We start from the raw sequence: 24,650 nt of genomic DNA, 5'->3' as shown, positions 1-24,650 counted from the left end.
GCGGCAGCGCCTACATGTGATCCCTGTAGGCGCTGCCGCAGGCTGCGATCTTTGCTTTTACTTCGGGTAGAGCGGCGGCAACCCGCTGTCACCCACCGGATCCTGCACCCGCTCCGCCGCCGGAATGGTACGAATCGCCCGCCACAAATCCTCGCCTTGCCAATGCTGCCCGGTCTCGCTGTACAGCGCGCCATTGAGCCCGTCCAGCGCGTCGGACAACGGCACAAACCGCGCCGCCATATCCGCCAGTGTCTCCGGCTGCTGCCGCGCCCAGGCATCGAGTGCCTGCCGCGTCGCTTGCGGATCATTCGCCTGGCACGCCCGTTTGATGTCGTCCAGCAAGGTGCGCGGGCTTGGGCCGGTCTGGGCGGCGCGATGCACCGCCGGTTGCCAGCGTGCACGCCACCACAGGCCGAAGCCGAGCAGGGTAGTGCAGGCGAGGATCAGCGTGCTGAGTTTCCACCACCACAGGGTGTCGCTGTCGACAATGGCCGATTGCAGGGTGCCCGCCGGGGTGTCGACTTGCAGGCTCGGGTTGTTCGCCACCTGCAGGGTGCGCGCCGGCAGGCTGGTGTGTTCCAGATGATCTTCGAAGGTGTTCCACCAGATCACGTCGACGGTCGGCAGTTCGATGCTGCCGCTACGGCTGGGCACCAGCGCTTCGCGTTCTTCACGGCTGCCGATCAGGCCGCGCTCGCCGCTCTGGTTGCTCAGCACCGGTTGATCCGGGTAACGGCGCAGGCCATTGGCTTCGGTGCCGGGCAGGGCCGGCAACTGCGAGCTGGCCAGGCCTTCGGCTTTCAGTGTCAGGCTGCGGGTCAGCGAGTCACCGACCTGAATGTGCTCAGGCTCCGGGTTCCAGCTTTCGCTCAGGCTCAGGCTGCGCGCCGGCAGCCACGGCGCATCGGCCGGATAGGTCAGCGGTTTCGGTTTGACCGTCAGGGCGATCTCGGCGGAGTTGACCCGCAGCAATTTGCCCGGTTTCGGTCCTTGCGCGGTGGCGTCCTGGCTGGGCTGGGTGTCGACCAGCGTGGCGCTGAACGTCTGCGGGGCGATGAGCAGCAAACCACTGTGCTGCGGGTAGATCGCATAGCGCATCTCGATCACGCCATGGCGCACGCCGTTGATGTCTTTCTCATAGGTCCGCATGTCGCCCAGCTGTTCGATACGCGCATCGGCGATTTGCAGCGGGGTCAGGCTGCTGTCGTCGTACAGCGACACTGAATGGTAGATGCGCAGGGTCAGGATCGCCTGGGCTTGCACGTAAACGCTGGACTGATCGAGGCTGACCTCGATGAACACCGGGTTCGGGTTGTTTTTTTCTTCGCGAGTGTCGCTCTCGACCACTTGTACGGTGATCGGCTGGCTCTGCACGTCACCCAGTTGCAGCGGTGGAATGACCACGCTGCCGTTCTCTTTCGGCAGCAGGGTGATGATCCAGCGCGTGGTGGCGCGGTTGTCGCCATTAAGCGTGTTCAACTGGTTGACCTGACGCGTGCCGCGCACCTCGAACAACGGTTCCAGCGGGGTCAGGTCGGGTTTGCCGAACTGGGTGACATCGCTGGTTTCGAGGGTGAGCTCGACCGTCTCGCCGGAGTTCAGGCGACTGCGATCCACGCTGGCCGTCAACTCGGCCGCCTGAGCGGTGGCCGTGCAGAGCAGCAGGGGTAGCAAGAGGGCGCTGAAGCGGGTCATCGAGTTTTTTCCTGATCCTGATGTTGTTGCTGTTCGTACCAGAATTTGCGTCGCAGCAGTTCGCCCGGGTCGTCCGGGATCTTGCCCAGCCATTGTTCCAGCGCCTGACGTTGCTCGCCTTCGAGGTTGTCCTCGCTCGGGCGCAGCGTCGGCACGGTGTCCGTTTCTTCCGTCTCGTCGATGCCCGGCACCTCGTTGGGGCCCGGTTGCGGCGGGGTGGTCGGCGGCGGTTCGCTGGCCGACTCGCCGGGCTGAGCCTCGCTCGGGGTCTCGTTTTTGACCGTCGGTGGCGGCGCGGTCGCTGGCGGTGGTTCATCGCCGGGCACGTTCGGCTGGGCCGTTTGCGGCTGTGGTTCGGCCGGTGGCGGGGTGTTCTTCTGCTTGAGTAGGTTTTCCACCAGGGCCTTGTTGGTCAGCGCCGGGCGCAAATCCGGTTGCAGTTCCAGCGCTTGCTCGTAGGCATCAATCGCCGCTTCCAGCTCACCACTTTTCGCCAGCGCGTTGCCTCGATTGTAGTGGGCGCGGGCGTCGCTGCCTTCGGCGAAACGCTGAGCGGCGCCACTGTAATCGCCGGCCTCATACAACGCCAGCCCTTGCCACTGGTGATCTTCAAAGTGTTCGGCAGCCTCGGCCGGGCGCTTCTGCTTGAGCAAGTGCAAGCCCTGCTGGTCAGGACGCAGCCACAGGTCTTCGAAGTCGAAAGCGTAGCTCGGCTGCGGCAGGCACAGCAGCAGCGGCAGGCAGAATAACCAGCCACGCCGTCCGGCACACGCGGCGAGCAGCAACAGCGGCAACAACAGCCAGTAGCCCTGATCGGCCCAGGTGTCCAGACGCACGGTCTGACCATCGTTGCGCAGGCTGCGCGGGCCATCGAGCAGGCCGAGGGCGCGCAAGTCGGACTCGTCCAGACGCGCGCTGTGGTATTCACCGCCGACGCTGGCGAGGAACGCGCCGAGGCCCGGGCTGTCGAGTTGCGGTACGCGAATCGCGCCTTGTTCATCCTTGAGGAAACTGCCGTCCTCCTGAGCGATGGGCGCGCCTTCAGCGGTGCCGATGCCGAGCATCAATAGTTGCGCCGATTGCTCGCCGAGGGCACGGCGGATGCCTTGGCGTTCCTCCTCGGTCAGCGAGGAGCCGATCAGCAGGATGCGTCCCTGGCCCAGAGCGCCTTGCTTGAGCAAGGCCAATGCTTTGCTCACACCGAGATCAGCGCGATGGCCGCTTTCCGGCATCAACGAGGGCTTGAGGGCGTCGAGCAGATTGTGGCTGGTCGCCAGGTCATCCGACAGCGGCACCAGCGTGTGCGCGCTGCCGGCGTAGACGACGATCGCGGTCTGCGCATCGCTGCGTGCCTGCAACAGGTCGAACAGCTTGCGCCGGGCCTGTTCCAGTCGCGTTGGCGGCGAGTCGGTGGCGAGCATTTCCGGGGTCAGCTCCAGCACCACCACCAACGGATCGGCGGGTTTCTGGCTGGTCTGTTCGACGCGCTCCCAGCTCGGCCCGAGCAGCGCGACGAGGGTCAGCAGCCACGCCACGCCGAGGGCAACCCACGGTAGCTTGCTGTCGCGTCCACCGCCACCGCTGAGCAACGTCGAGTGAAACGCTGGCGGCAGAATCATCTGCCAGCGTCCGGCACGTTTCTGTCGGTGCCAGAGTTGCCAGATCAGCCAGCCGAGCAGCGGCAGAAGCAGCAGCCACCAGGGGCGGAACCAGTGCGGCCAGAGCGCGATCATCGGCGCCTCCGCAAACGCAGGCGCTTGAGACGCTCACGCCAGTCAGGCAACGGACTTTGCAGATACAGCTCCTTGGTAAACAGGCGTTGCAGCGGGTTGTCCGGCCACAATTCGCGGACGACCAGCAACAGGCTCAGCAGCAGGGCCAACGCCAGCGGCCAGTGATACAAGGCTTGCGCCGGACGCGCCTGGGTCGGTTGCTGGGTGACCGGTTCGAGTTGATCGAGGGTGTCCCTGATCGCTTGCAGCTCTTTGCCGTCGCGGGCGCGGAAGTACTGACCGCCGGTGACTGCGGCAATCGCCTTGAGCGCCGGTTCGTCAAGATCCAGGCTCGGATTGACCCCGAGCAGGCCGGTGCTGCCACTGTCTTCCGGGTCCGCACCAATGCCGATCGGGTAGATTTTCACCCCTTCGCTGGCGGCCAGTTTTGCTGCGGTCAGTGGATCGATTTCGCCACCGTTGTTGGCACCGTCGGTGACCAGAATCAACACTCGGCTTTGCGCCGGACGCAGGCGCAGGCGCTTCAGCGCCAGACCGATCGCATCGCCGATGGCGGTGTTCTTGCCGGCAATGCCGATGCGCGCCTCATCGAGCCAGACGCGCACGGTGTGGCGGTCAAACGTCAGCGGTGCCTGCAGATACGCCTGACTGCCGAACAGGATCAGACCGACGCGGTCGCCATCCCGGCTTTCGAGGAAATCCCCTAGCAGATGCTGGACCAGCGACAAGCGGCTGACGTCTTCGTCCTGCCACTGCATGTCGGGGAAATCCATCGAACCGGACACGTCGACCGCCACCAGCAGATCACGGCCGCTGGCGGCAATCGGGAGCGGTTCGCCGAGCCATTGCGGGCGCGCCGCGGCGCTCAGCAGTAGCAGCCACAGCAACAGAAACGGCGCCTGCTGACGCCACGCCGGCAGGTTGGCGCGGGCCCGGCGACGGGCGAGGCCTTCGAGGTCCGAGAGAAAACTGACGCGCAACGCCGGCTCGCCACTGTCGGCCACCGGCAGCACCAGACGCATCAGCCACGGCAGCGGCAGCAGCACGAAGATCCACGGCCAGGCGAACTCAAACATGCTTGCGAATCCAGGTTTCGACGGCTTGGGTCAGGCCGGCGATGGCTTTGTCGTCAAGTTTGCATTCCGGTTTGTAGGCGCCTTCGACCAGCACCATCCAGCGCGTCAGACCGGCCGCCGGGCAACGGTTGTCGAGAAATGCCAGCCATTTGCGGCCATTGAGCGTGTGGCTCTGGCTGTAAGGGTAGTGGTTGCGGCACAGTCGTTTGAGCAGGCCGTTGAGCTGCTGCAGCCACGCCCCGGCCGGTGCACCATCGTAGGGTTTGGGCATTTGTGCCAGTTCGGCCAGCGCGGCGATGCGTACCGGGTCGAGCGGCTGTTCGGCGCGCACGATAGGGCGTTTCTTGAGCGGAATGAACCGGCGCAAACGCCACACGGCGAAGCCCAGCAGCGGCAGCAATAACAGCAGCAGCCACCAGCCCGGTGCTGGCGGCCAAAAGTCGATCGGTGGCGGGGAAATCAGCGGTTGCAGTTGCTCGAGGCCGTTCATCGACTGCTCCCCGGGCGCTGCGGATTGAGGAACTCGCGCATCTGCTCGACCATTTCGCTTTGCGTGCTCAACGGCATCAGCAGCACCCGCAGCTTTTGCGCGAGCAATTCCCAGCGGGCGATACGGGCTTCGGCTTGGGCGCGATAGGTCTGGCGCAGCTCGAAATTGAGGGTGTCGAGTTCCAGTTGTGCACCTCTTTCCGCGAACCGCAACAGCCCGGCGGCGGGCAGGGCGTGGTCCAGTGGATCGGACAGCGGCAACAGCAACAGATCGCAATGCCGCGCCAGCAGGCTCAGTTGCTGCTCGGCGCTGTCGGACAGCGCGCGCTCGTCACAGATGACGATCACCAGACTGCCCGGGCGCAACACTTCACGCGCCCGGCGCAAAGCCACGCCGAGGGCGTCGCGGTCCGGCTCGCGTTCGCTGTGCAGCGACTGATTGACCTTGACCAGACGGTTGAGCAATTGCAGCAGGCTCTGCTTGCTGCGGCGCGGTTTGATTTCGTAGTGCTCGTTGTCGCCGAACACCAGCCCGCCGACTCGATCATTGTGCCCCAGCGCGGCCCAGCCGATCAGCGCCGCCGCTTGCGCCGCCAGCACCGACTTGAACATCAGCCCGGAGCCGAAAAACAGCCGCGTGCTTTGCTCGACCATGATAAAAATCGGTCGTTCGCGCTCCTCGTGGAACAGCTTGGTGTGCGGCTCCTGGGTGCGCGCGGTCACGCGCCAGTCGATGGTGCGCACGTCGTCGCCGGCCTGATACACCCGCACCTGATCGAAGTCGACCCCGCGTCCGCGAAATTTCGAGTGATGCAGGCCGATCAGCGGGCTGCGCTGACTTGGCGTGGAAAACAGCTGCACTTCGCGCACACGGTGACGCATCTCGATCAGGTCGGTGAGGCTGATGCGGATGCCCGGTTCGGACGGCAGGGGGACGTTCATGGGGGTCAAGCGACGGCTACGACGTCGAGAATCCGCTGCACCACCCGATCCTGATCGATGCCGGCGGCTTCGGCTTCAAACGACAGAATGATGCGGTGACGCAACACGTCGAACAGCACCGCCTGAATGTCTTCGGGGCTGACGAAATCGCGACCCGCCAGCCAGGCGTGAGCCCGGGCGCAACGGTCGAGGGCAATAGAGCCGCGCGGGCTGGCGCCGTAGGCGATCCACTCGGCCATCTCCGGGTCGAACTTGGCCGGGGTGCGCGTGGCCATGACCAGTTGCACCAGGTATTCCTCTACGGCGTCCGCCATGTACAGACCGAGGATTTCCTTGCGCGCGGCGAAGATCGCTTGTTGGCTGACCCGGCGTTCAGGCTTGGTTTCGCCGTTGAGCGCTTCGCCACGGGCCTGCTGCAGGATCCGGCGTTCGACGGCGGCGTCCGGGAAACCGATTTTGACGTGCATCAGGAAGCGGTCGAGCTGGGCTTCCGGCAGCGGGTAGGTGCCTTCCTGCTCGATCGGGTTTTGCGTGGCCATCACCAGAAACAGCGGCGACAGCTCGTAAGTGCTGCGCCCGACGCTGACTTGACGTTCGGCCATGGCTTCGAGCAGCGCCGATTGCACCTTGGCCGGGGCCCGGTTGATTTCGTCCGCCAGCACCAGGTTGTGGAAGATCGGGCCTTGCTGGAACACGAAACTGCCGGTTTCCGGGCGATAGATCTCGGTGCCGGTGATGTCGGCCGGCAGCAGGTCCGGGGTGAACTGGATGCGATGGAACTGGGCTTCGATGCCCTCGGCGAGTTCTTTGATCGCTTTGGTCTTGGCCAGACCCGGAGCGCCCTCGACCAGCATGTGGCCGTCGGCGAGCAGGGCGATGAGCAAACGCTCGATGAGTTTTTCCTGGCCGAGAATCTGCGTTGAAAGAAAGGTTCGCAGCGCCAGCAGCGCTTCACGATGTTCCATCGGTGACTGTTCCTGGAAAGGGTGGCCGCAGGCGTTCGGATAACGCCGGGGCTGGGGGCGTTACTTTAATCCATCGAGGGGGGTGGCGACTAACGGCATTTTGCGCAAAGTGCGGGAAATGACCGGGGGATTTGTTGGAATTTTGTAGTGGGGGAGTGGTGAGGTGGCAGTTCTGGCCCCATCGCTGGCAAGCCAGCTCCCACAGGTATCAGCGGTGCGAATGCGATTTATGCAACACATCGCTCTCTGTGGGAGCTGGCTTGCCAGCGATGAGGGCAGCCCAGACGACATCAAATTTCGCTAATGAAGGTCCCAGTGCCATCCAGAATGTTCTTGAGGGTTTCTTCAACTTCAGGCAGATCAACCATATCCGGGTTGAAAGTGATCTCCAGCACATCATCGCCATTCAGTGCATCGGCATCCGCCGCCGCGATCTCGATCTTCAGCAGCGTCTTGCCCAGGGTGACTTTCACCCCGTCGAGGGTCGAAGGCTCGCCATCCAGGGTGATTTCCAGCTCATCCTCATCGGGATAACGGCTCATCAGAAACATCTCGCCCTTGTCGCTATGGCAGCAGAGCATGGCCATGTTGTCTTCTTCGTCGTCACACGGGTTGACGATGAGTAGGGCGGTGGTCATTTGCATGGTCAATTCCTGCCTCAAGGGGCGTGTCGGTCGCTAATGGAAGCGATTCTGCCAGTCCTCGGGAATTTCTGCATGTGAGAGTGTCAGAGGATGTGTCGTGAACGCGACACAGGTCAATGGTCACTTCTGGCACAGATGTACCGTAAATACGGGCATTCAGGCCGGCGTTTTGCGCCATGAATGCTAGTGTTTATCGGTGCCGAACCCCTTGTTTACGTGCCAATGACCGAATATGTCGCAGCACCGCAAGCAGACACATTGTCGCACCCATTAAGCTGCGCAACGGATGAGCACCCGTAAAGACATTGTCGGCAGCCTCGACAGTCGTTTTTGCAGATGCCCATTCAATGGAAGGTGAATGTGACCTGAGTGTCTCGTCCAGCTTCACCCACCTGTCCCCCTGTTTCCTCTGCCCGAGAATCAGGAACAGGGCGACACAAGCCCCGCAAGGGGTGTTGCACGCGACGCTTTCCATCAATAACAAGCTTAAGCGGAGTACCACAGATGGCGTTCTTCACCGCAGCCAGCAAAGCCGACTTCCAGCACCAACTGCAAGCGGCACTGGCGCAGCACATCAGTGAACAGGCACTGCCACAAGTGGCGCTGTTCGCTGAACAATTCTTCGGCATCATTTCCCTGGACGAGCTGACTCAACGTCGCCTCTCCGACCTCGCTGGCTGTACTCTTTCCGCGTGGCGCCTGCTTGAGCGCTTCGATCACGCGCAACCGCAAGTGCGCGTCTACAACCCCGATTACGAGCGTCATGGCTGGCAGTCGACCCACACCGCGGTCGAAGTGCTGCACCACGACCTGCCGTTTCTGGTCGACTCGGTGCGCACCGAGCTGAACCGCCGCGGCTACAGCATCCACACCCTGCAGACCACCGTGCTCAGCGTACGCCGTGGCAGCAAGGGCGAGCTGCTGGAAATCCTGCCCAAGGGCAGCACCGGCGAAGGCGTGCTGCACGAGTCGCTGATGTACCTGGAAATCGACCGCTGCGCCAACGCGGCCGAACTGAATGTGCTGAGCAAAGAGCTGGAGCAGGTGCTCGGTGAAGTGCGCGTCGCGGTCGCTGATTTCGAGCCGATGAAGGCCAAGGTGCAGGAGATCCTCACCAAGCTCGATCACAGCGCATTCGCCGTCGATGCCGACGAAAAGAGCGAAATCAAAAGCTTCCTGGAATGGCTGGTGGGCAACCACTTCACCTTCCTCGGCTACGAAGAGTTCACCGTTGTCGATCAGGCCGATGGCGGCCATATCGAATACGACCAGAATTCCTTCCTCGGTCTGACCAAGCTGCTGCGCACCGGCCTGACCAACGAAGACCGGCACATCGAAGACTACGCGGTGAACTACCTGCGCGAACCGACCCTGCTGTCGTTCGCCAAGGCTGCACACCCGAGCCGTGTCCACCGTCCGGCCTACCCGGACTACGTGTCGATCCGCGAGATCGACGCTGACGGCAATGTCATCAAGGAACACCGCTTCATGGGCCTTTACACCTCCTCGGTGTATGGCGAGAGCGTGCGGGTCATCCCGTTCATCCGCCGCAAGGTCGAAGAAATCGAACGCCGTTCCGGCTTCCAGTCCAAGGCTCACCTGGGCAAGGAACTGGCGCAGGTGCTCGAAGTGCTGCCGCGTGACGACCTGTTCCAGACCCCGGTCGACGAACTGTTCAGCACCGTGATGTCGATCGTGCAGATCCAGGAACGCAACAAGATCCGCGTGTTCCTGCGCAAAGACCCGTACGGTCGCTTCTGCTACTGCCTGGCCTACGTGCCGCGCGACATCTATTCCACCGAAGTGCGCCAGAAGATCCAGCAAGTCCTGATGGAGCGCCTGAAGGCTACCGACTGCGAGTTCTGGACCTTCTTCTCCGAGTCCGTGCTGGCTCGCGTGCAGCTGATCCTGCGCGTTGATCCGAAGAACCGCATCGACATCGACCCGCTGCTGCTGGAAAAAGAAGTCGTGCAGGCCTGCCGCAGCTGGCAGGACGACTACGCCGCACTGACCGTCGAAAGCTTCGGCGAAGCCCACGGCACCAACGTGCTGGCGGATTTCCCGAAAGGCTTCCCGGCAGGTTACCGCGAGCGTTTCGCGGCGCACTCGGCCGTGGTCGACATGCAGCACCTGCTGAGCCTGAACGAAAAAAATCCGCTGGTGATGAGCTTCTATCAGCCGTTGGGCCAGGTGTCTGGTCAGCGCGAGCTGCATTGCAAGCTGTACCACGCCGACACCCCGCTGGCGCTGTCCGACGTGTTGCCGATTCTGGAAAACCTCGGCCTGCGCGTGCTGGGTGAGTTCCCGTACCGTCTGCGTCACACCAACGGCCGCGAGTTCTGGATTCACGACTTCGCGTTCACTGCCGCCGAAGGTCTGGAGCTGGATATCCAGCAACTCAACGACACCCTGCAGGACGCGTTTGTCCACATCGTCCGTGGCGATGCCGAGAACGATGCGTTCAACCGTCTGGTGCTGACCGCCGGTCTGCCATGGCGCGATGTGGCGCTGCTGCGCGCCTACGCCCGTTACCTGAAGCAGATCCGTCTGGGCTTCGACCTGGGTTACATCGCCAGCACCCTGAACAACCACACCGACATCGCTCGCGAGCTGACCCGGTTGTTCAAGACCCGTTTCTACCTGGCGCGCAAGCTGGGCAGTGATGATCTGGAAGACAAGCAACAGCGTCTGGAACAGGCGATTCTGACCGCACTGGACGATGTTCAGGTGCTCAACGAAGACCGCATCCTGCGTCGTTACCTGGACCTGATCAAAGCCACCCTGCGTACCAACTTCTATCAGACTGATGCCAACGGCCAGAACAAGTCGTACTTCAGCTTCAAGTTCAACCCGCACGCGATCCCTGAGCTGCCGAAGCCGGTACCGAAGTTCGAAATCTTCGTGTACTCGCCACGCGTCGAAGGCGTGCACCTGCGCTTCGGCAACGTTGCGCGCGGTGGTCTGCGCTGGTCCGACCGTGAAGAAGACTTCCGTACCGAAGTCCTCGGCCTGGTAAAAGCCCAGCAAGTGAAGAACTCGGTCATCGTGCCGGTGGGTGCGAAGGGCGGCTTCCTGCCGCGTCGTCTGCCATTGGGCGGCAGCCGTGACGAGATCGCGGCCGAAGGCATTGCCTGCTACCGCATCTTCATTTCGGGTCTGCTGGACATCACCGACAACCTGAAAGACGGCGCACTGGTGCCGCCGGCCAACGTCGTGCGGCATGACGACGATGACCCGTACCTGGTGGTGGCTGCGGACAAGGGCACTGCAACCTTCTCCGACATCGCCAACGGCATCGCCATCGACTACGGCTTCTGGCTGGGCGACGCGTTCGCCTCCGGTGGTTCCGCCGGTTACGACCACAAGAAAATGGGCATCACCGCCAAGGGCGCATGGGTCGGCGTACAGCGCCACTTCCGCGAGCGCGGCATCAATGTTCAGGAAGACAGCATCACTGTGGTCGGCGTCGGTGACATGGCCGGTGACGTGTTCGGTAACGGCCTGTTGATGTCCGACAAGCTGCAACTGGTCGCTGCGTTCAACCACATGCACATCTTCATCGATCCGAACCCGAACCCGGCGACCAGCTTCGTCGAGCGTCAGCGCATGTTCGACCTGCCGCGTTCGGCCTGGACCGACTATGACACCAGCATCATGTCCGAAGGTGGCGGCATCTTCTCGCGCAGCGCGAAGAGCATCGCCATCTCGCCGCAGATGAAAGAACGCTTCGACATCAAGGCCGACAAGCTGACCCCGACCGAACTGCTGAACGCCTTGCTCAAGGCGCCGGTGGATCTGCTGTGGAACGGCGGTATCGGCACTTACGTCAAGGCCAGCAGCGAAAGCCATGCCGACGTCGGCGACAAGGCCAACGATGCACTGCGCGTGAACGGCAACGAGCTGCGCTGCAAAGTGGTGGGCGAGGGCGGTAACCTCGGCATGACCCAGCTGGGCCGTGTGGAATTCGGTCTGAATGGCGGCGGTTCCAACACCGACTTCATCGACAACGCCGGTGGCGTGGACTGCTCCGACCACGAAGTGAACATCAAGATCCTGCTGAACGAAGTGGTTCAGGCCGGCGACATGACCGACAAGCAACGCAACCAGTTGCTGGCGAGCATGACCGACGAAGTCGGTGGTCTGGTGCTGGGCAACAACTACAAGCAGACCCAGGCCCTGTCCCTGGCGGCGCGTCGTGCCTACGAGCGCATTGCCGAGTACAAGCGTCTGATGAGCGATCTGGAAGGCCGTGGCAAGCTGGACCGTGCCATCGAGTTCCTGCCGACCGAAGAGCAGATCAACGAGCGCGTTGCGGCAGGCCATGGCCTGACCCGTCCCGAGCTGTCGGTGCTGATCTCGTACAGCAAGATCGACCTCAAGGAACAGCTGCTGAACTCGCTGGTGCCGGACGACGACTACCTGACCCGCGACATGGAAACGGCGTTCCCGCCGACCCTGGTCAGCAAGTTCTCCGAAGCCATGCGTCGTCACCGTCTGAAGCGCGAGATCGTCAGCACCCAGATCGCCAACGATCTGGTCAACCACATGGGCATCACCTTCGTGCAGCGACTCAAAGAGTCGACCGGCATGAGCCCGGCGAACGTGGCCGGTGCCTACGTGATCGTGCGTGACATCTTCCACCTCCCGCACTGGTTCCGTCAGATCGAAGCGCTCGACTATCAGGTTTCCGCTGACGTGCAGCTGGAGCTGATGGACGAGTTGATGCGTCTGGGCCGCCGTGCTACCCGCTGGTTCCTGCGTGCCCGTCGCAACGAGCAGAACGCTGCCCGTGACGTCGCGCACTTCGGTCCGCACCTCAAGGAGCTGGGCCTGAAGCTCGACGAACTGCTGAGCGGCGAAATCCGTGAAAACTGGCAGGCGCGTTATCAGGCTTACGTCGCGGCCGGTGTGCCGGAGTTGCTGGCGCGTATGGTGGCGGGTACCTCGCACCTGTACACCCTGCTGCCGATCATCGAAGCGTCCGACGTCACTGGCCAGGATCCGGCCGAAGTGGCCAAGGCCTACTTCGCCGTAGGCAGTGCGCTGGACATCACCTGGTACCTGCAACAGATCAGCGCACTGCCGGTTGAAAACAACTGGCAGGCCCTGGCCCGTGAAGCGTTCCGTGACGATGTGGACTGGCAGCAACGTGCGATCACCATCTCTGTCCTGCAACAGGGCGACGGCACTCAGGACGTGGAAGCACGCCTGGCGCTGTGGATGGCACAGCACGAAAGCATGATCGAGCGCTGGCGCGCCATGCTGGTGGAAATCCGTGCTGCGAGCGGCACTGACTACGCCATGTATGCCGTGGCCAACCGTGAGCTGCTGGACCTCGCGTTGAGCGGGCAAGCGGTGGTGCCTGCGGCTGCTGCGAATGCCGAGCTTGAACCGGCCTGAGTAGTGGTTGAATGAGAAAGCCCCGGTGTCGTGGATGCCGGGGCTTTTTTATGCTCGCTGATGCGCTCCCTGTAGGAGCTGCCGAAGGGTTTGAGTGTCACCACAAATCCTGTGGGAGCTGGCTTGCCAGCGATGAGGGCCTTACTTTCAATACAAGTCAGGTGCTTGTTTGTTATCCAGCATCGACACTTTATCTGTCGGTCTGGTCAATAAATTACTCAGCGACTGATCAAACTTCTGCAGCGCCCGAACTTGCACATCCTGCTGTTGATTAATATCCGCGACGATCTCTTCCGAACGTTTGAAGTCGGCCCACACCGGCGTCAGTTCCTTCGCTTCAGAACCTTTCGCCGTCCCGATGTAGTTCAACTTCGCATCATAAAAATCCGCACTCACATCGGCCTTGATGTCGGAGCTGCGCGAGGTGATCAACTGGCTGTGGGTGTCGATGATCGCCACCACGTCTGAATGCGCTGCACGCAAACTCTGCATGTCCGGGTACACCGTTACTGAACCGAACTGCCGTTGCAGCGAGGCCTTGACCCAATCCACCGCCATGTCCGGTTTCGAGGTGTTGACGTAGGCGTCATGGATCGGCTGCACCAGCAGGCTCTGGCCGAAACCGGTGCCGGCGTTGGCTTGATAGTTACGCAGGTATTCGCGGTTGGTCAGGGTGCTGGGGCTGTAGACCACGCCCAGTGACACGCCGGGGCCGCTTTGCACCTGGGCGGCGCTGCTGCGGCCAACCGGTTGGGTGAACAGCGTATCGAGGGACGAAACCGCTTTCGGCGCGGTGGGTACGGAACAGGCGGACAAGGCTAAAACCGATATCGCCAGGGTACTGGCAAAGGCAAGTTTCATGGTGAGTCTCCCGTGAAGCAACTTCAGTCGGAACGTCAGAGTTGTCGCGGCTGTTTGTTACGGGCGCACGACAGTTGATTCAGACTAAACCCGCCAACCTGTAAATAAGCTGACAATTTTCCCTGTTGTGGCAATACATTAGTTTTATTGGCTTTAAGGCAAATCGGTTAATTTCGTCGGGACATAAAAAGGCGCAAAACAGTGTTTTGCGCCTTTTTATTTATGGCTGTGCCAACAACCATCAGTTTTTCAAAGGGATCAGCACTTGTTCGTCCGGCGCCAATACCATGAACACCAGCAACTTCGCCGGTTTGCTTTTGCTGGCGTTTTTCGACACCAGATGTTCGGAGCCGGCCGGTTCGTACCAGAACTGGCCTTTCTTGTAGGTGATCGGCTGTTCGCCCTTGACCTGGGAAATCACTTCGCCTTCGAGCACATAGGCCATGGCGGTGCCGTCGTGTTTGTGGGCGATCGAGGACTGGCCGGGTTTGTAGTCGACTTCAATCATCATGGCTTTCTTGCCGGGGGCGTTTTTCAGCATCTGGTCTTGTAGGACCGTGACTTTTTCGGACGGGTCGTGGGCCAGCGCGGCAGCGGACATGGACAGGGCGAGAATGGCGGTGAAGAGGTGCAGGGCTTTCATGGCGGATCACCTGTGGGAGGAGGGAGTGGTGACCACAGTAGTCTGCGCGGTGGGGCATGCAAACGGCCAATATTCGGGAAGATCGGGTGACCAATCGGCTGCCGCCAAAAAGCAAAAGATCGCAGCCTTCGGCAGCTCCTACAGGGATAGTGTAGGAGCTGCCGAAGGCTGCGATCTTTTGATCTTGCTTCTAAACGATGGGGAAGCTGTTGAAATCCACACTATTGGCCAGACGGCTATCGATCAGGTCAATAAACCCCTGCGCCTCGGGCCGGTTGAAGTGCGCCTGCATCGCCGCTTCCGACTGCCAGCGTGCGCTCACTGTCCAGCGTTGGCTGTCCTCGGGGCAGCGGTCGACCATATAGGCGTCGCAGCCCGGGGTCTGGCGCAGGGTGTCTACGATCTTCTGCAACTGCCGGCCGAGCTCTTCCGAACGGCCGGCGGCGGCGCGCACCTGGACGGTGTTGATCACTTCGTTGGACATTGCTCACTCTCCTGAATCAGGCCGGACGAATCCTGCTCATTGAGGGATAACGCCCATGCAGAATAGGCCCGCACCGGTTGATCACCAATAACCAATCGGCGGTTAATCGCGCAGACCAATCATTCACGCCACTTGTTGCAGAATGTCGCGCAGGCGATCCAGAGCGGTGTCGATGTCGAGGGTTTCGATGGCGCCGAAGCCGAAATACAGGCCGCTCCTCACCGGCTGTTGATAATAGAAAATGTCGATGGGATACAACCCGACCTCGACCTTTCTCGCCAGCTCGATCACCAGCGCCAGATCGACCGGCACCTTGCACAGCACTGCCATGTGGAACCCGGCACTGGGCGCTATCGCCTCCAGCCACGGCGACAGATCCGTGGCCATGCGCGCCAGAATCCGCTCGCGGCGCTGGGCGTAAATCGCGTGACAGCGGCGGATATGCTTGAGCAGGCAACCTTCGGCAATGAACTTGGCCAGCGCCCATTGCGGCAAGGTTGAAGCGTGCTGGTCAGTGAGCTTTTTCGCGCGGATCACCGCTTCGAGGATCGCCGGCGGCAGAATCGCGTAACCCAGGCGCAGCTCCGGCAGCAGGGTCTTGGAGAAGGTGCCGACGTAGGCCACGATGCCGCGCTGATCGAGGCTGAACAGAGAGTCCGTAGGCCGGCCTTCATAGCGGAACTCGCTGTCATAGTCGTCCTCAATGATGATCGCGCCCAGTTCATACGCCCGGGCGAGTAACGCCTCGCGGCGTGCCTGGCTCATCGGCATGCCCAGCGGAAACTGGTGCGACGGGGTGACGTAAATCAGCCGCGTACCCTCGGGAATCTGTTCGACCACAATGCCTTCGGCATCCACCGGAACTCCACTGACTGCGGCGCCGTGGCTGCCGAACAGCAGGCGGGCCGGCGGATACCCCGGGTCTTCCATCGCCACTTGGCTGCCGGGGCTGATCAGCACGCGGGTGATCAGATCCAGCGCCTGCTGCGCGCCGTTACACACCACGATGTCCTCGTCCTGAGCATTGATCCCGCGCGAAAACGCGATGTGCCGGGCAATCGCATTGCGCAGTGCCGGCAAGCCTTCGGGAACGCTGTAGAAACCTTTGGAGCCGGCCATCTGGCGCATCGCATGCGAGACGCAACGGCGCCAGTCGTCATGCGGGAACTGGCCCTTGCTGGTGGCGCCGCCGATAAAATCGTAACGCAGCGAGCCTTCCAGCGTCGGGTGCTGCAGGAACATCGGCAGGTTGCGCCAGCGCTCGATCTGTTCGGCGCTGGCCAGTTCGGTGTGGCTTTGCTTGCGCTGAACCTGCGCCGGACGGGCGTTGACGTAGGTGCCTTTGCCGATGACGCCGGTAAGGAAGTTTTCGTAGGTCAGTTGCGCGTAGGTGTCGGAAATAGTCTTGCGCGAGATCCCCAGTTGCTCGGCCAGCAAGCGGCTGGGCGGCAACTGCGTGCCGGCGGCCAGACGCCCGGACTCGATGGCGCCGCGCAGCTGGTTGTACAGCTGGCCGGCCAGGTCCTTGCGGCCATTGATCACGACGTGAAGTTCCATACCGACGCGGCTCCGGGGGGCGATTGGGGTGTCGGCCAGATTACCGCTGTTGCGTGATGGGCAGTAGTTGCGCAGCACAAAAACCCGAAATTGGTCACCATCCCTGTAGGAGCTGCCGCAGGCTGCGATCTTTTGACTTTGATTTTTTATAAGCAAAAGCAAGATCAAAAGATCGCAGCCTGCGGCAGCTCCTACAGGGGAAATGTGTGGGGCCGGGATTTCAGTGGTGTGGCGGTTTTTCGTGGAATTGGGGCTGTAACGCTGGCGCATCAGCGCCTACCGTAAAACCACTATCCCGCATTCCGAGACCTGCCTATGTCCCCGCGTCTGGACTACTACAACGCCTCACCCAAGGCGATGAAAGCCATGCTCGCCATGGAAGCGCTGACCCGCGACCTGAGCATCGAGGCGCCACTGTTGCAACTGATCCGGATCCGCGCCTCGCAGCTCAACGGCTGCGCGTTTTGCACCGACATGCATTCAGTGGATGCGCGGCGCGCCGGGGAGAGTGAACGGCGTTTGTATGCGATTGCGGTGTGGCGCGACAGCGGCTTTTTCAATCCCCGCGAGCGCGCCGCGTTGGCCTGGGCCGAGGCAGTGACTTTGTTGGCTGAAAGTCATGTGCCGGATGATGTTTACCAGTTGGCCAAAGCGCAATTCAGTGAGGCCGAACTGGTGGATCTGACCATGGCAGTGACCACGATCAACAGCTGGAATCGCCTGGCGGTAAGTTTCCGCCAGATCCCAAGCGACTGACGTACACACCCTGTGATTGAGGTGTTTCTTGTGGTGAGGGGATTCATCCCCGATGGCCTGCGCAGCAGGCTCAAAACTATCCGACGCGGGTCCCGTCAGATAAACCGAGTCAGCGGGATTGACGACTGCTGCGCAGCCGATCGGGGATAAATCCCCTCGCCACAGGTGTGTTTCCCCTTCCTCTAGGTGTGTGAGTTTCTTAGCCTCAGGTGTTTGATTCATTTATTGGTTAATGGGGATGGTCCGCTATTGGCGGGTGGGCGCTGTGGTTTGACTGACGTCCCGAACGTATTGCCCATCCGCGTACTGGTCGCCGCCGGGGTCGCCAGCCCAACCTGATTCGGCGGCCGTTTGTTCACCGGCACATTCAGCGCTTCCTGATTCTTCTGCGCGGCGGCGGCACCCTCGGGATTGTTGCCCATCTGCTGGCTCAGGCAGTCGTAATTCGGTGCCTTGTAGCCGCCCACCGTTACCTCCACACAACCCAACGGCTGTTCGGCGTGGGCGCTGGCGAAGACGTTCAGCAGCAGCCCGCCGAGGGCGATTTTCCACAGTGATTTCATGCAAGCCTCCTGGCCGGCCCGAAGCGGCCGTTGTCTGCTTGCAGTCTAGTGCAAGCCTTGGGCGAATCCCGTGATGGTTTTTTTGCACCGCCCGTCATACCAGATTCATAAACAGCTATCAGGATGACGGTTTTCAGGGGTACGTCAGCCGTGCAGCGAGGCAGTTCCAGGGACGGTCTTCAGCGTTCAGCGACTCTCGTGCGCCGGGTGAGTCTGGGGCTGCTGCTTGGCTGGTTCAGCGGTGCGGCGACCGCCGAACCGCTGCCGGCGGATTTGCGCATGACCCTGCACATTCCGGCGCAGGACCTGGCCCGGGCGCTGGATCAGTACAGCCACGCCACGGGTGTTGCGGTGCTGGTCGACAGCCAGTTGAGTCGCGGTCGGCGCTCATTGGCGGTCGATGGCGAATACACCGCTGCAGACGCCTTGCGCCGTTTGCTCGGCGGCAGCGGCCTGATGGCGCGTTACGCCCGCGCCGATGCGTTCACCTTGCAGGTGGCGCAGGTCGAGGACGTGCCATCGGCGCTGGACAAAACCACCTCGGCCAGTGTCGCTGTCAGTCGCAGCTACGCCACCGCGGTGCAAGCGGCGATCGAGCGCAACCTGTGCCGTTCGCCGCTGACCCGTCCGGGCAGTTATCGCGCGGTGTTGCAGGTCTGGGTCGGGCGTAACGGCGTGGTGCAGCACAACCGGTTGGTCACTTCGACCGGTGATGAACGGCGCGATACCGCGCTGGTGGAGAGCTTTCGCAATTTCAGGATCGACCGGCCGACGCCCAGCGCGTTGCGTCAGCCGGTCACGTTGCTGTTGTTACCGGAGTCGTCAGGGAAACGCATGGAATGCACCAAATGGGAAGGAGTTTCCGGGGGATGAAAGACACCGGACAAGGTTCGATGGTCCAGCTGTTCCTGACGTCCTACGAGGACTTTCGGGTGCGCTTGCGCAGGCGTCTCGGCTCGGAAGATCTGGCCAACGATGTGTTGCACGAAACCTACCTGCGGGTCGACCGCATGGAAACGCCGCCCAACCTGCTGCGGCCCAACGCTTACCTCTATCGCATGGCCCTGAACATCGCCGCCGACCGCCGTCAGGCCGACGCGCGCCTGCTCACCGGCGAGGAAGTCGAAGAGCTGTTGCAGATCGGCGACGAGGCGCTGGATCCGGCGCGGGTGGTCGGTGGGCAAAAAGAAATTCAGTCGCTGCTCAGCGCCCTTTACGAGCTGCCAGCGCGGCGTCGCAGAATCTTTATCGCGGCGCGGCTGGAGGAGGCGCCGCACCTGGAAATCTCCCAGCGCTTTGGCATCTCTACGCGCATGGTCGAGAAGGAAATCAAAGCCGCGTTGGGCTTCTGCGCGGCGAAACTGGAAAGAAAAGTGTTTCAGCGGTTCGGTCGCGGGGCCGGAAAACCGTCTTCTGAATAGTGCCCGATCATTTCGTTGAGAATCTGCGCGTTTGAACATCTTTCGACTGACACCTGCCAAGCCATCGGCGGCCGACAATCTGCACAGCGAAGCCCACGACTGGTTGGTCCTGCTGACCTCCGGCCGCGCCACCGTGGCCGACGCCCGGGCGTTGCGCCAGTGGTGCGCGCAGAGCCCGGAACATGCACGCGCTTTCGAAGACGCCAAGGTGTTGTGGCACAACCTGCAGCCTGCCGCTGAAAGGGTGCAGTCGCCTCGGCGCTTCGGTCGCCGGGCGTTTCTCGGTGGCGCTATCGCGGCATCAGCAGCGTTTTTGCTGGTGCGAGGCACGATTCCCGGTGGCTTTGAAGGGCTCGGCGCCGATTACATCACCGAAGTCGGCCAGCAGAAGCGTTTCGAACCGGCCGATGGCGTGAGCCTGGAACTCAACACCCAGACCCGCATTAACCAGCGCGCCGGCGATGACGATGTGCAGGGATTCGAACTGGTCAGCGGCGAGGTTGAAGTGCAGACCGGGCGGTTGCCATTGGCGATGCAGGCTGGAGGAGGGTGGTTGCGCGCCCGTCAGGCGCGGTTCAACCTGCGCAACACCGATCAGCAAGTGTGCGTGACGTGCCTCGATGGTTCGGTGGACGTCAATGTCGATGGCCACAGCCTGCGCCTGCAGCCCGGTGAACAACTGACCTACGACTCGCAACGAGTGGGCGCAGTGCAAAGCGTCGACACCGCCGCAGTGATGAACTGGCGCCAACAAGTGCTGGTATTCAACGGCGCGACCCTCAGCCAAATGATCGACGAGATCAACCGCTACCGCCCCGGCATGTTGTTGCTGCTCAACCGTGAACTCGGCCAACGCCGCGTCCAGGCCCGCTTCAGCCTCGACCAACTCGCCGGCGTCGCCCTGCTGATTCGCGACGCCTACGGCGTCAAATGCACCGAACTGCCCGGCGGCGTCGTCGTCCTCAGCTAACAATCCCGCCAACACCACCAATCCCAATGTAGGAGCTGCCGAAGGCTGCGATCTTTTGTTTTTGAAGATCAAAAGATCGCAGCCTTCGGCAGCTCCTACAGAAATCTCCGATATGCAGTGATATCGACATAACCTGCATGCATCACTCAAACGGCCCCATCACCTGCCGATACCGCTCCACCCCCTGCGCCGTCTCCCGCGTCAACCGCACCTCCAACCCCAACGGGTTCTCCCGCCGATTGCCACTCAACTGCCGCCAACCCTTATCCACCTCCCAAACCCGCACCTGCACATCACTCACCCCCTGCAACACCGCTACTCCATTTCCAGGCGCCGGTAACGGATACCGACTGCTCGCCTCAGCCACCGCCCGATACAACGTATCCCCCTTGACCCACCAACGCACCCGCTGCAACGCCCCCGGCTGATCCGCCGCACGGCGAATAATGTCCAGCCGAAACCCCTTGCTGTCACTGCTTCGCACCGTCAGCGCAGGCGGCGCACTCGGCGGTTCATCGTCCACGCCAGCCTTCTTCGGCTCGGTCAATTCAACCCCAGCGCGCATCTCCACATCACGCTGCAACTGATTCAACGCCCGCAACAAACTGTCGCTCTGCTCACTGCTCGCCTGCAAATGACTGTCCGCCCGCGTCACACTGTCCAGCCCACGCCACGCAATCAAACTGACCACCGCCATCAGCAGAATCGCGACCATCACCTCGATCAGGGTAAAGCCCCGTTGATCGTTCATTGCACACTGATCCTGCCACTGGCATCACGCAGCACACTCAGCCGATTGAGCCCATCAGACAGGGTCAATTGCAGCGGCGGATTGATCCACTCGGCATTGAGCACCACCTTCTGCTTCGGCTCTACCCGCACCTCCAGCTTCGGACTCTGCCAGGTGCGCGGCCGCAACTGCGGATCATCCTTGAAATGCTCGAACCCACGACCACTGTCACTGCGCCGACTGAACCGAAAGCCCTTGCCATCGCTCAGCCACACAATCGGCCGGCCATCGGCGCGGGCCTCCGCCTGCGCCACCTGCAGCAACTGCGCCACACGCTCGGCGTCCTTGCGCAGCAACTGCAGCGGATCCGGCTTGATACTCAGGCTGATCGCCGCACTGGCGATCCCGATGATCACCAGCACCACCATCAGTTCGATCAGCGTAAAGCCCTGTTGCCTGCCCACCTTCATTGGTTGCGCGCTCCGTTGCGTCCAGCCCCGTCCAAAAAAACATCCTGCACGGACAACATGTAAGCCGTGTGAAATAAAACCGTGAGAATTGCCGCGTAGCCTGTCAGCAGGGACAAAAGGAGATTCAGCCCATGATGCTCACCACCCGCATATCCCCCCCGCAAACCGTCCAGGCCCTCGCACTGCTCGCCGCCCTGGTCGGCGTCGCGACCTGGTCGTCACTGCTCCTGACCTCCGCCGAATCCCACACCCCACCAGCCCCCCCACAAATGCTCGCGGCACGCAGTGATAGCCCGGCGTTGCAGTGGTTTTCCAACCAGACGGCGCCGATGGACATCAAGGTGAGCGGGGTGATGGCGGGGAGTCGCGGGGCGGTGGCGATTTTGAGTTTGAACGATGGCCCGCCGCGGAGTTTTTTGCAGGGAGAGCGGGTGGGGCCTGGGGTGAAGTTGGTGACGGTGGAGGGGGATGGGGTGGTGATTGAGCAGAGTGGCGAGAGGGTGAGGTTGGAAGTGGAAAGGTTGGCGGAGGGGCCGCCGTTGTCGCCGCTCATCCGGCCTGAGTAGAGCCTGTTCTTCCGCTTCCAGGAAATGACCATTCGTCATAAAGCCCCACTCACCTGTCAGATGTGACAGGTGACAGCCGCTCTGCATCAAGCCTTCAATCATCCCGTATCTGCATGGCTGAACAGAAGTGTTCGCCATGCATAACTAATGATTGCCTGACAGTGAACCGGGTTATTCCAGGGCCTGTTCGAAGCTTGAGATCAAGGCGGAGCATCATGAAAATCGAATGGACGCGGGTTAAGGCGTGGCTACTGGCATTGCTACTGTTCAATAGCCTGGGGGAAGCCGCAACCGGCCCGGAAATCGCACAGTTGCTCAACAAGCGCTATCAAAACGTGCAAACAGAGTGTGCAGGGGGTAATCCGGCGTATTTTTGCAGCGGCGTCATGTTGCATGGCAGCGCTCCGATGATCGAATTCTGGAAACACGATGATGTAGCCGCGCAATTGGGGGCGGAAAGTTTTGTCTATCTGCGCGCCGATTTGGGTACCCAGACATTGTCGTCAGCCAATGGCGTGGTGTTCAGTGATTCGTTCACGGCTATTGGCAAGGATCAGCCACTGGATGTCCTGTGCGCCTATCCTTTCGCGTTTGTCCCTGTTGGGAGCCATGCGGGTTTCGGTTGCGGCCTGTCAAGTGCAAGTCGACAGGCCGCCGACGCGAGCTCTTGCGCAAGCGAGGGCGTAAGTGATTCAGCGAGTTGGTTGGCGCACTTCGAGCAACAAGGCCGACAACCGACAAAGCAATGCTCGTTGAACAGCCTCAATCCCACGTTATTCAAGGCCAGCCTGCTGGCGCATCAAGGCATCGACAGCGATTGGTCGGCCCGACCTACCCAGTTGCAGATAAGAAACTGGGACGAAACCGCACCCAAAAAAATTCCGATCCAGGCGCTTTTTTACGATACGAATCAATCAGGTTCGTTGCTCGGGGCGCAGAAAGATCAGTATGACTACTTTGCAACTACCGGGGATTGGCTGCCAATTCTGCGAATGGATTTGGCTCAGGCAGAGCGTGCGGTATTCGGATTCAATCAGCAGGATCAGTTGTACATCGGTTATCAAGTGGCCGATAAGCTGAATGCAAGGTATGCCGACACAGCGCCTGCCTGTCGCGGCAACTCGCCAGCCTACGAGTGCAATGGCGTGTTGATCAGAGTGACAAGTGCTTCACCGGACTACCATGCTTGGAACCCAAGCCCTGGATCAGTACAGCGAAACGGCGTGTCATTTTCCTATATTCGAGAAGATGTCGGCACCGAGGGCTTTTTGTATGCGAAAAGCCAAGGTTTGATTCTCAAGGAAATGGCGGCACCCGCAGGTTTTCCCCTTACCGTGCGCTGCGCCTATCCGTTAGATGCTGCAACCGAACACCGAAGCGACAGTTGCAACGAGTACGGGGAGTTATCCATTAGCAAGCCCTGTGTGGAGCAAGGTGTTATCGATATCGCAACATGGCGCGTTTATTACGATGAGTTGCAGGGGCTTTATAGGCACCATTGTAGTTTCGGTGCAAATCAATCCGAATTTGCGATGAGTGTTGATGTTAGATCTCACCTTCCTGATCCGAATATGCGCAGGCTTCATAACGAGGTCATCATCGCCGCGTGGCCCCAGAACATTGCGACGCAGCTCCCCATTCAAGCCTTTTTCCATACAAGTGAAACGGCGTTAACGAGCGCGCGCTTTTTTCAGCGCGATTACTTTCAGGAGACGGGGCAGTTCATGCCTATTGTCCGGGTGGACTTGAGTGGCTCTGATGGCCGCACCTTTGTTTATGAGCCTCAGGACCAAAACGCTCAAGTTCCCATACTGCAAGTGCCACACGCGTCAGATGTCGGGGCAAGTGTGACCCTGGCCGCTGTTGATGCCAAATCAGGTTTACGGGTCAGCGTTGCCTACCCTGGTATGAATAAGGACCAAAGCATTCAGTTGATAATGTCCGGCACGCCGGGAGCCGGCTCCCCGACAATTCCACCCATGCAGGGTGCGGAGAGTGGGAGTGCGGAGTTTTCGATTGATTCTGAGGCCATTGCTGCCAACGTCGGCAACGCCGCTAAAAGCTTCATGCTCAAGTACGAAGTCACGGAGGGCGACAGTAAAACCTCGTCGGGCACGCTGACTGTAAACGTCCTGCCGTTACCTGCCGCAGAGCTGGATAAACTCAGCATCGTGCAGGCTGAGGGCGATGAGCTGGATCTGAGCAAAGTCACGGAAGGCGGTACTCTCCGAGCGGGAGCCTGGGCATTCATGCAGGCTGGTCAGCCTGTTTGGCTGGAATTGAAAGGCATGACTGCCACGGGTGCAGAGCACAATCGTCAGGTGTGGAACGTCCCGGGCGCGTCGGTGAATCAGAACTGGATAAATACCGGGCAATATCTTCAGACAGTGCCATACAGCTATTTTCAAGAGCTGGGAAACGATAGCTTGCTGGAGCTGCATTACAAGGTGGCTTTGACTATGAGCAAAGTAAAAGCGGACGCTATTGACGGGCCAGTGAAACGGTACAGGATCAAAGCGGTGGATCTTGCGAAACCTTCTGTTAACCGGGCGAAGGGCTCTTTGACAATGCCCGGTAATGTGTTGCAGCAACCATGAGCATTACTTTCGACTCGGTTGTTCATGAGCATGGACTTGAAATATCCGGCTGATGTAGACGTGGGCTTAAAGGAAATAGCTCAGTTCA

General features: G+C 61.0%; 21 protein-coding genes. 7 read left to right on the top strand and 14 right to left on the bottom strand.

Translation table 11 applies throughout. The annotated features are described in order from the left end of the window. Window positions 1-57: 57 nt before the first annotated feature. The 7 genes from AB1J88_RS08865 to AB1J88_RS08835 all read right to left on the bottom strand — a co-directional run bounded on the left by AB1J88_RS08865 (window position 58) and on the right by AB1J88_RS08835 (window position 7,544). Window positions 58-1,695 (bottom strand): BatD family protein, encoded by a 1,638-nt coding sequence (locus tag AB1J88_RS08865; protein WP_430290844.1) that lies wholly within the window; start codon window positions 1,693-1,695, stop codon window positions 58-60. Further along, window positions 1,692-3,428, bottom strand: coding sequence for a tetratricopeptide repeat protein (locus AB1J88_RS08860; protein ID WP_430290842.1), 1,737 nt, complete (start codon window positions 3,426-3,428; stop codon window positions 1,692-1,694). The genes AB1J88_RS08865 and AB1J88_RS08860 overlap by 4 nt, the downstream gene beginning before the upstream one ends. After that, entirely contained in the window at window positions 3,425-4,504 is a 1,080-nt protein-coding gene (locus AB1J88_RS08855) for a vWA domain-containing protein (protein ID WP_222014891.1), read from the bottom strand. The genes AB1J88_RS08860 and AB1J88_RS08855 overlap by 4 nt, the downstream gene beginning before the upstream one ends. Next, a complete protein-coding gene (locus tag AB1J88_RS08850) occupies window positions 4,497-4,994 on the bottom strand; it encodes a DUF4381 domain-containing protein (protein WP_222014882.1) in 498 nt (165 codons plus the stop codon). Before AB1J88_RS08850 ends, AB1J88_RS08855 begins: the two co-directional genes overlap by 8 nt. Continuing rightward, window positions 4,991-5,935 carry a DUF58 domain-containing protein gene (locus AB1J88_RS08845; RefSeq protein ID WP_430290840.1) on the bottom strand — a complete coding sequence of 315 codons (945 nt, stop codon included), beginning with the start codon at window positions 5,933-5,935 and terminating at the stop codon, window positions 4,991-4,993. The genes AB1J88_RS08850 and AB1J88_RS08845 overlap by 4 nt, the downstream gene beginning before the upstream one ends. A gap of 5 nt (window positions 5,936-5,940) precedes the next feature. Next, the gene (locus AB1J88_RS08840) at window positions 5,941-6,900 is read right to left on the bottom strand and encodes an AAA family ATPase (protein WP_003218556.1); all 960 of its coding nucleotides are present in this window, start codon (window positions 6,898-6,900) and stop codon (window positions 5,941-5,943) included. Between the two features lie 290 nt (window positions 6,901-7,190). Further along, window positions 7,191-7,544, bottom strand: coding sequence for a hypothetical protein (locus tag AB1J88_RS08835; protein WP_430290837.1), 354 nt, complete (start codon window positions 7,542-7,544; stop codon window positions 7,191-7,193). Between the two features lie 504 nt (window positions 7,545-8,048). Here AB1J88_RS08835 and AB1J88_RS08830 point away from each other — a divergent pair. Beyond that, window positions 8,049-12,944 (top strand): NAD-glutamate dehydrogenase, encoded by a 4,896-nt coding sequence (locus AB1J88_RS08830; protein ID WP_222014880.1) that lies wholly within the window; start codon window positions 8,049-8,051, stop codon window positions 12,942-12,944. Window positions 12,945-13,091: 147 nt separating this feature from the next. On the opposite strand, the gene AB1J88_RS08825 is transcribed toward AB1J88_RS08830, so the two are convergent. The 4 genes from AB1J88_RS08825 to AB1J88_RS08810 all read right to left on the bottom strand — a co-directional run bounded on the left by AB1J88_RS08825 (window position 13,092) and on the right by AB1J88_RS08810 (window position 16,489). After that, window positions 13,092-13,805, bottom strand: coding sequence for an ATPase (locus AB1J88_RS08825; RefSeq protein WP_430290835.1), 714 nt, complete (start codon window positions 13,803-13,805; stop codon window positions 13,092-13,094). A 241-nt stretch (window positions 13,806-14,046) separates the two neighbouring features. Continuing rightward, window positions 14,047-14,448 carry a cupin domain-containing protein gene (locus tag AB1J88_RS08820; RefSeq protein ID WP_121185061.1) on the bottom strand — a complete coding sequence of 134 codons (402 nt, stop codon included), beginning with the start codon at window positions 14,446-14,448 and terminating at the stop codon, window positions 14,047-14,049. 190 nt (window positions 14,449-14,638) lie between these two features. After that, window positions 14,639-14,932, bottom strand: coding sequence for a putative quinol monooxygenase (locus tag AB1J88_RS08815; protein WP_003225668.1), 294 nt, complete (start codon window positions 14,930-14,932; stop codon window positions 14,639-14,641). Window positions 14,933-15,055: 123 nt separating this feature from the next. After that, the gene (locus AB1J88_RS08810; protein ID WP_430290832.1) at window positions 15,056-16,489 is read right to left on the bottom strand and encodes a PLP-dependent aminotransferase family protein; all 1,434 of its coding nucleotides are present in this window, start codon (window positions 16,487-16,489) and stop codon (window positions 15,056-15,058) included. Window positions 16,490-16,804: 315 nt separating this feature from the next. Here AB1J88_RS08810 and AB1J88_RS08805 point away from each other — a divergent pair, with 315 nt between their 5' ends. Further along, window positions 16,805-17,245 carry a carboxymuconolactone decarboxylase family protein gene (locus AB1J88_RS08805; protein ID WP_041062432.1) on the top strand — a complete coding sequence of 147 codons (441 nt, stop codon included), beginning with the start codon at window positions 16,805-16,807 and terminating at the stop codon, window positions 17,243-17,245. 218 nt (window positions 17,246-17,463) lie between these two features. Here the strand turns inward: AB1J88_RS08805 and AB1J88_RS08800 are convergent, their stop codons facing one another. Next, entirely contained in the window at window positions 17,464-17,808 is a 345-nt protein-coding gene (locus tag AB1J88_RS08800) for a hypothetical protein (protein ID WP_430290830.1), read from the bottom strand. A gap of 207 nt (window positions 17,809-18,015) precedes the next feature. On the opposite strand from AB1J88_RS08800, the gene AB1J88_RS08795 reads away from it, so the two are divergent. Genes AB1J88_RS08795 through AB1J88_RS08785 form a run of 3 tightly spaced genes read left to right on the top strand, consistent with a single transcriptional unit; the run spans window position 18,016 to window position 20,199 of the window. Continuing rightward, window positions 18,016-18,681, top strand: coding sequence for a secretin and TonB N-terminal domain-containing protein (locus AB1J88_RS08795; RefSeq protein ID WP_430290829.1), 666 nt, complete (start codon window positions 18,016-18,018; stop codon window positions 18,679-18,681). Next, entirely contained in the window at window positions 18,678-19,229 is a 552-nt protein-coding gene (locus tag AB1J88_RS08790) for an RNA polymerase sigma factor (RefSeq protein WP_027613107.1), read from the top strand. Before AB1J88_RS08795 ends, AB1J88_RS08790 begins: the two co-directional genes overlap by 4 nt. A gap of 31 nt (window positions 19,230-19,260) precedes the next feature. Continuing rightward, entirely contained in the window at window positions 19,261-20,199 is a 939-nt protein-coding gene (locus AB1J88_RS08785; RefSeq protein WP_430290827.1) for a FecR family protein, read from the top strand. Between the two features lie 142 nt (window positions 20,200-20,341). Here AB1J88_RS08785 and AB1J88_RS08780 read toward each other — a convergent pair whose 3' ends face one another. Beyond that, a complete protein-coding gene (locus AB1J88_RS08780; protein ID WP_430290826.1) occupies window positions 20,342-20,950 on the bottom strand; it encodes a prepilin-type N-terminal cleavage/methylation domain-containing protein in 609 nt (202 codons plus the stop codon). Then, window positions 20,947-21,399 (bottom strand): type II secretion system minor pseudopilin GspH, encoded by a 453-nt coding sequence (gene gspH / locus AB1J88_RS08775; protein ID WP_430290824.1) that lies wholly within the window; start codon window positions 21,397-21,399, stop codon window positions 20,947-20,949. Before gspH ends, AB1J88_RS08780 begins: the two co-directional genes overlap by 4 nt. A gap of 131 nt (window positions 21,400-21,530) precedes the next feature. Between gspH and AB1J88_RS08770 the strand changes: the two genes are divergently transcribed. After that, window positions 21,531-21,965 (top strand): type II secretion system protein N, encoded by a 435-nt coding sequence (locus AB1J88_RS08770; RefSeq protein ID WP_430290822.1) that lies wholly within the window; start codon window positions 21,531-21,533, stop codon window positions 21,963-21,965. Window positions 21,966-22,180: 215 nt separating this feature from the next. Further along, window positions 22,181-24,562, top strand: coding sequence for a hypothetical protein (locus AB1J88_RS08765; protein ID WP_430290820.1), 2,382 nt, complete (start codon window positions 22,181-22,183; stop codon window positions 24,560-24,562). The last annotated feature ends 88 nt before the right edge of the window (window positions 24,563-24,650 follow it).

The sequence above is a fragment of the Pseudomonas sp. S8 genome, assembly GCF_050473925.1.
Taxonomy (GTDB): Bacteria; Pseudomonadota; Gammaproteobacteria; order Pseudomonadales; family Pseudomonadaceae; genus Aquipseudomonas; species Aquipseudomonas parakoreensis.
The sequence above is the reverse complement of the archived record's forward strand: the minus strand, read 5'-3'. Positions and strand labels throughout refer to the sequence as shown.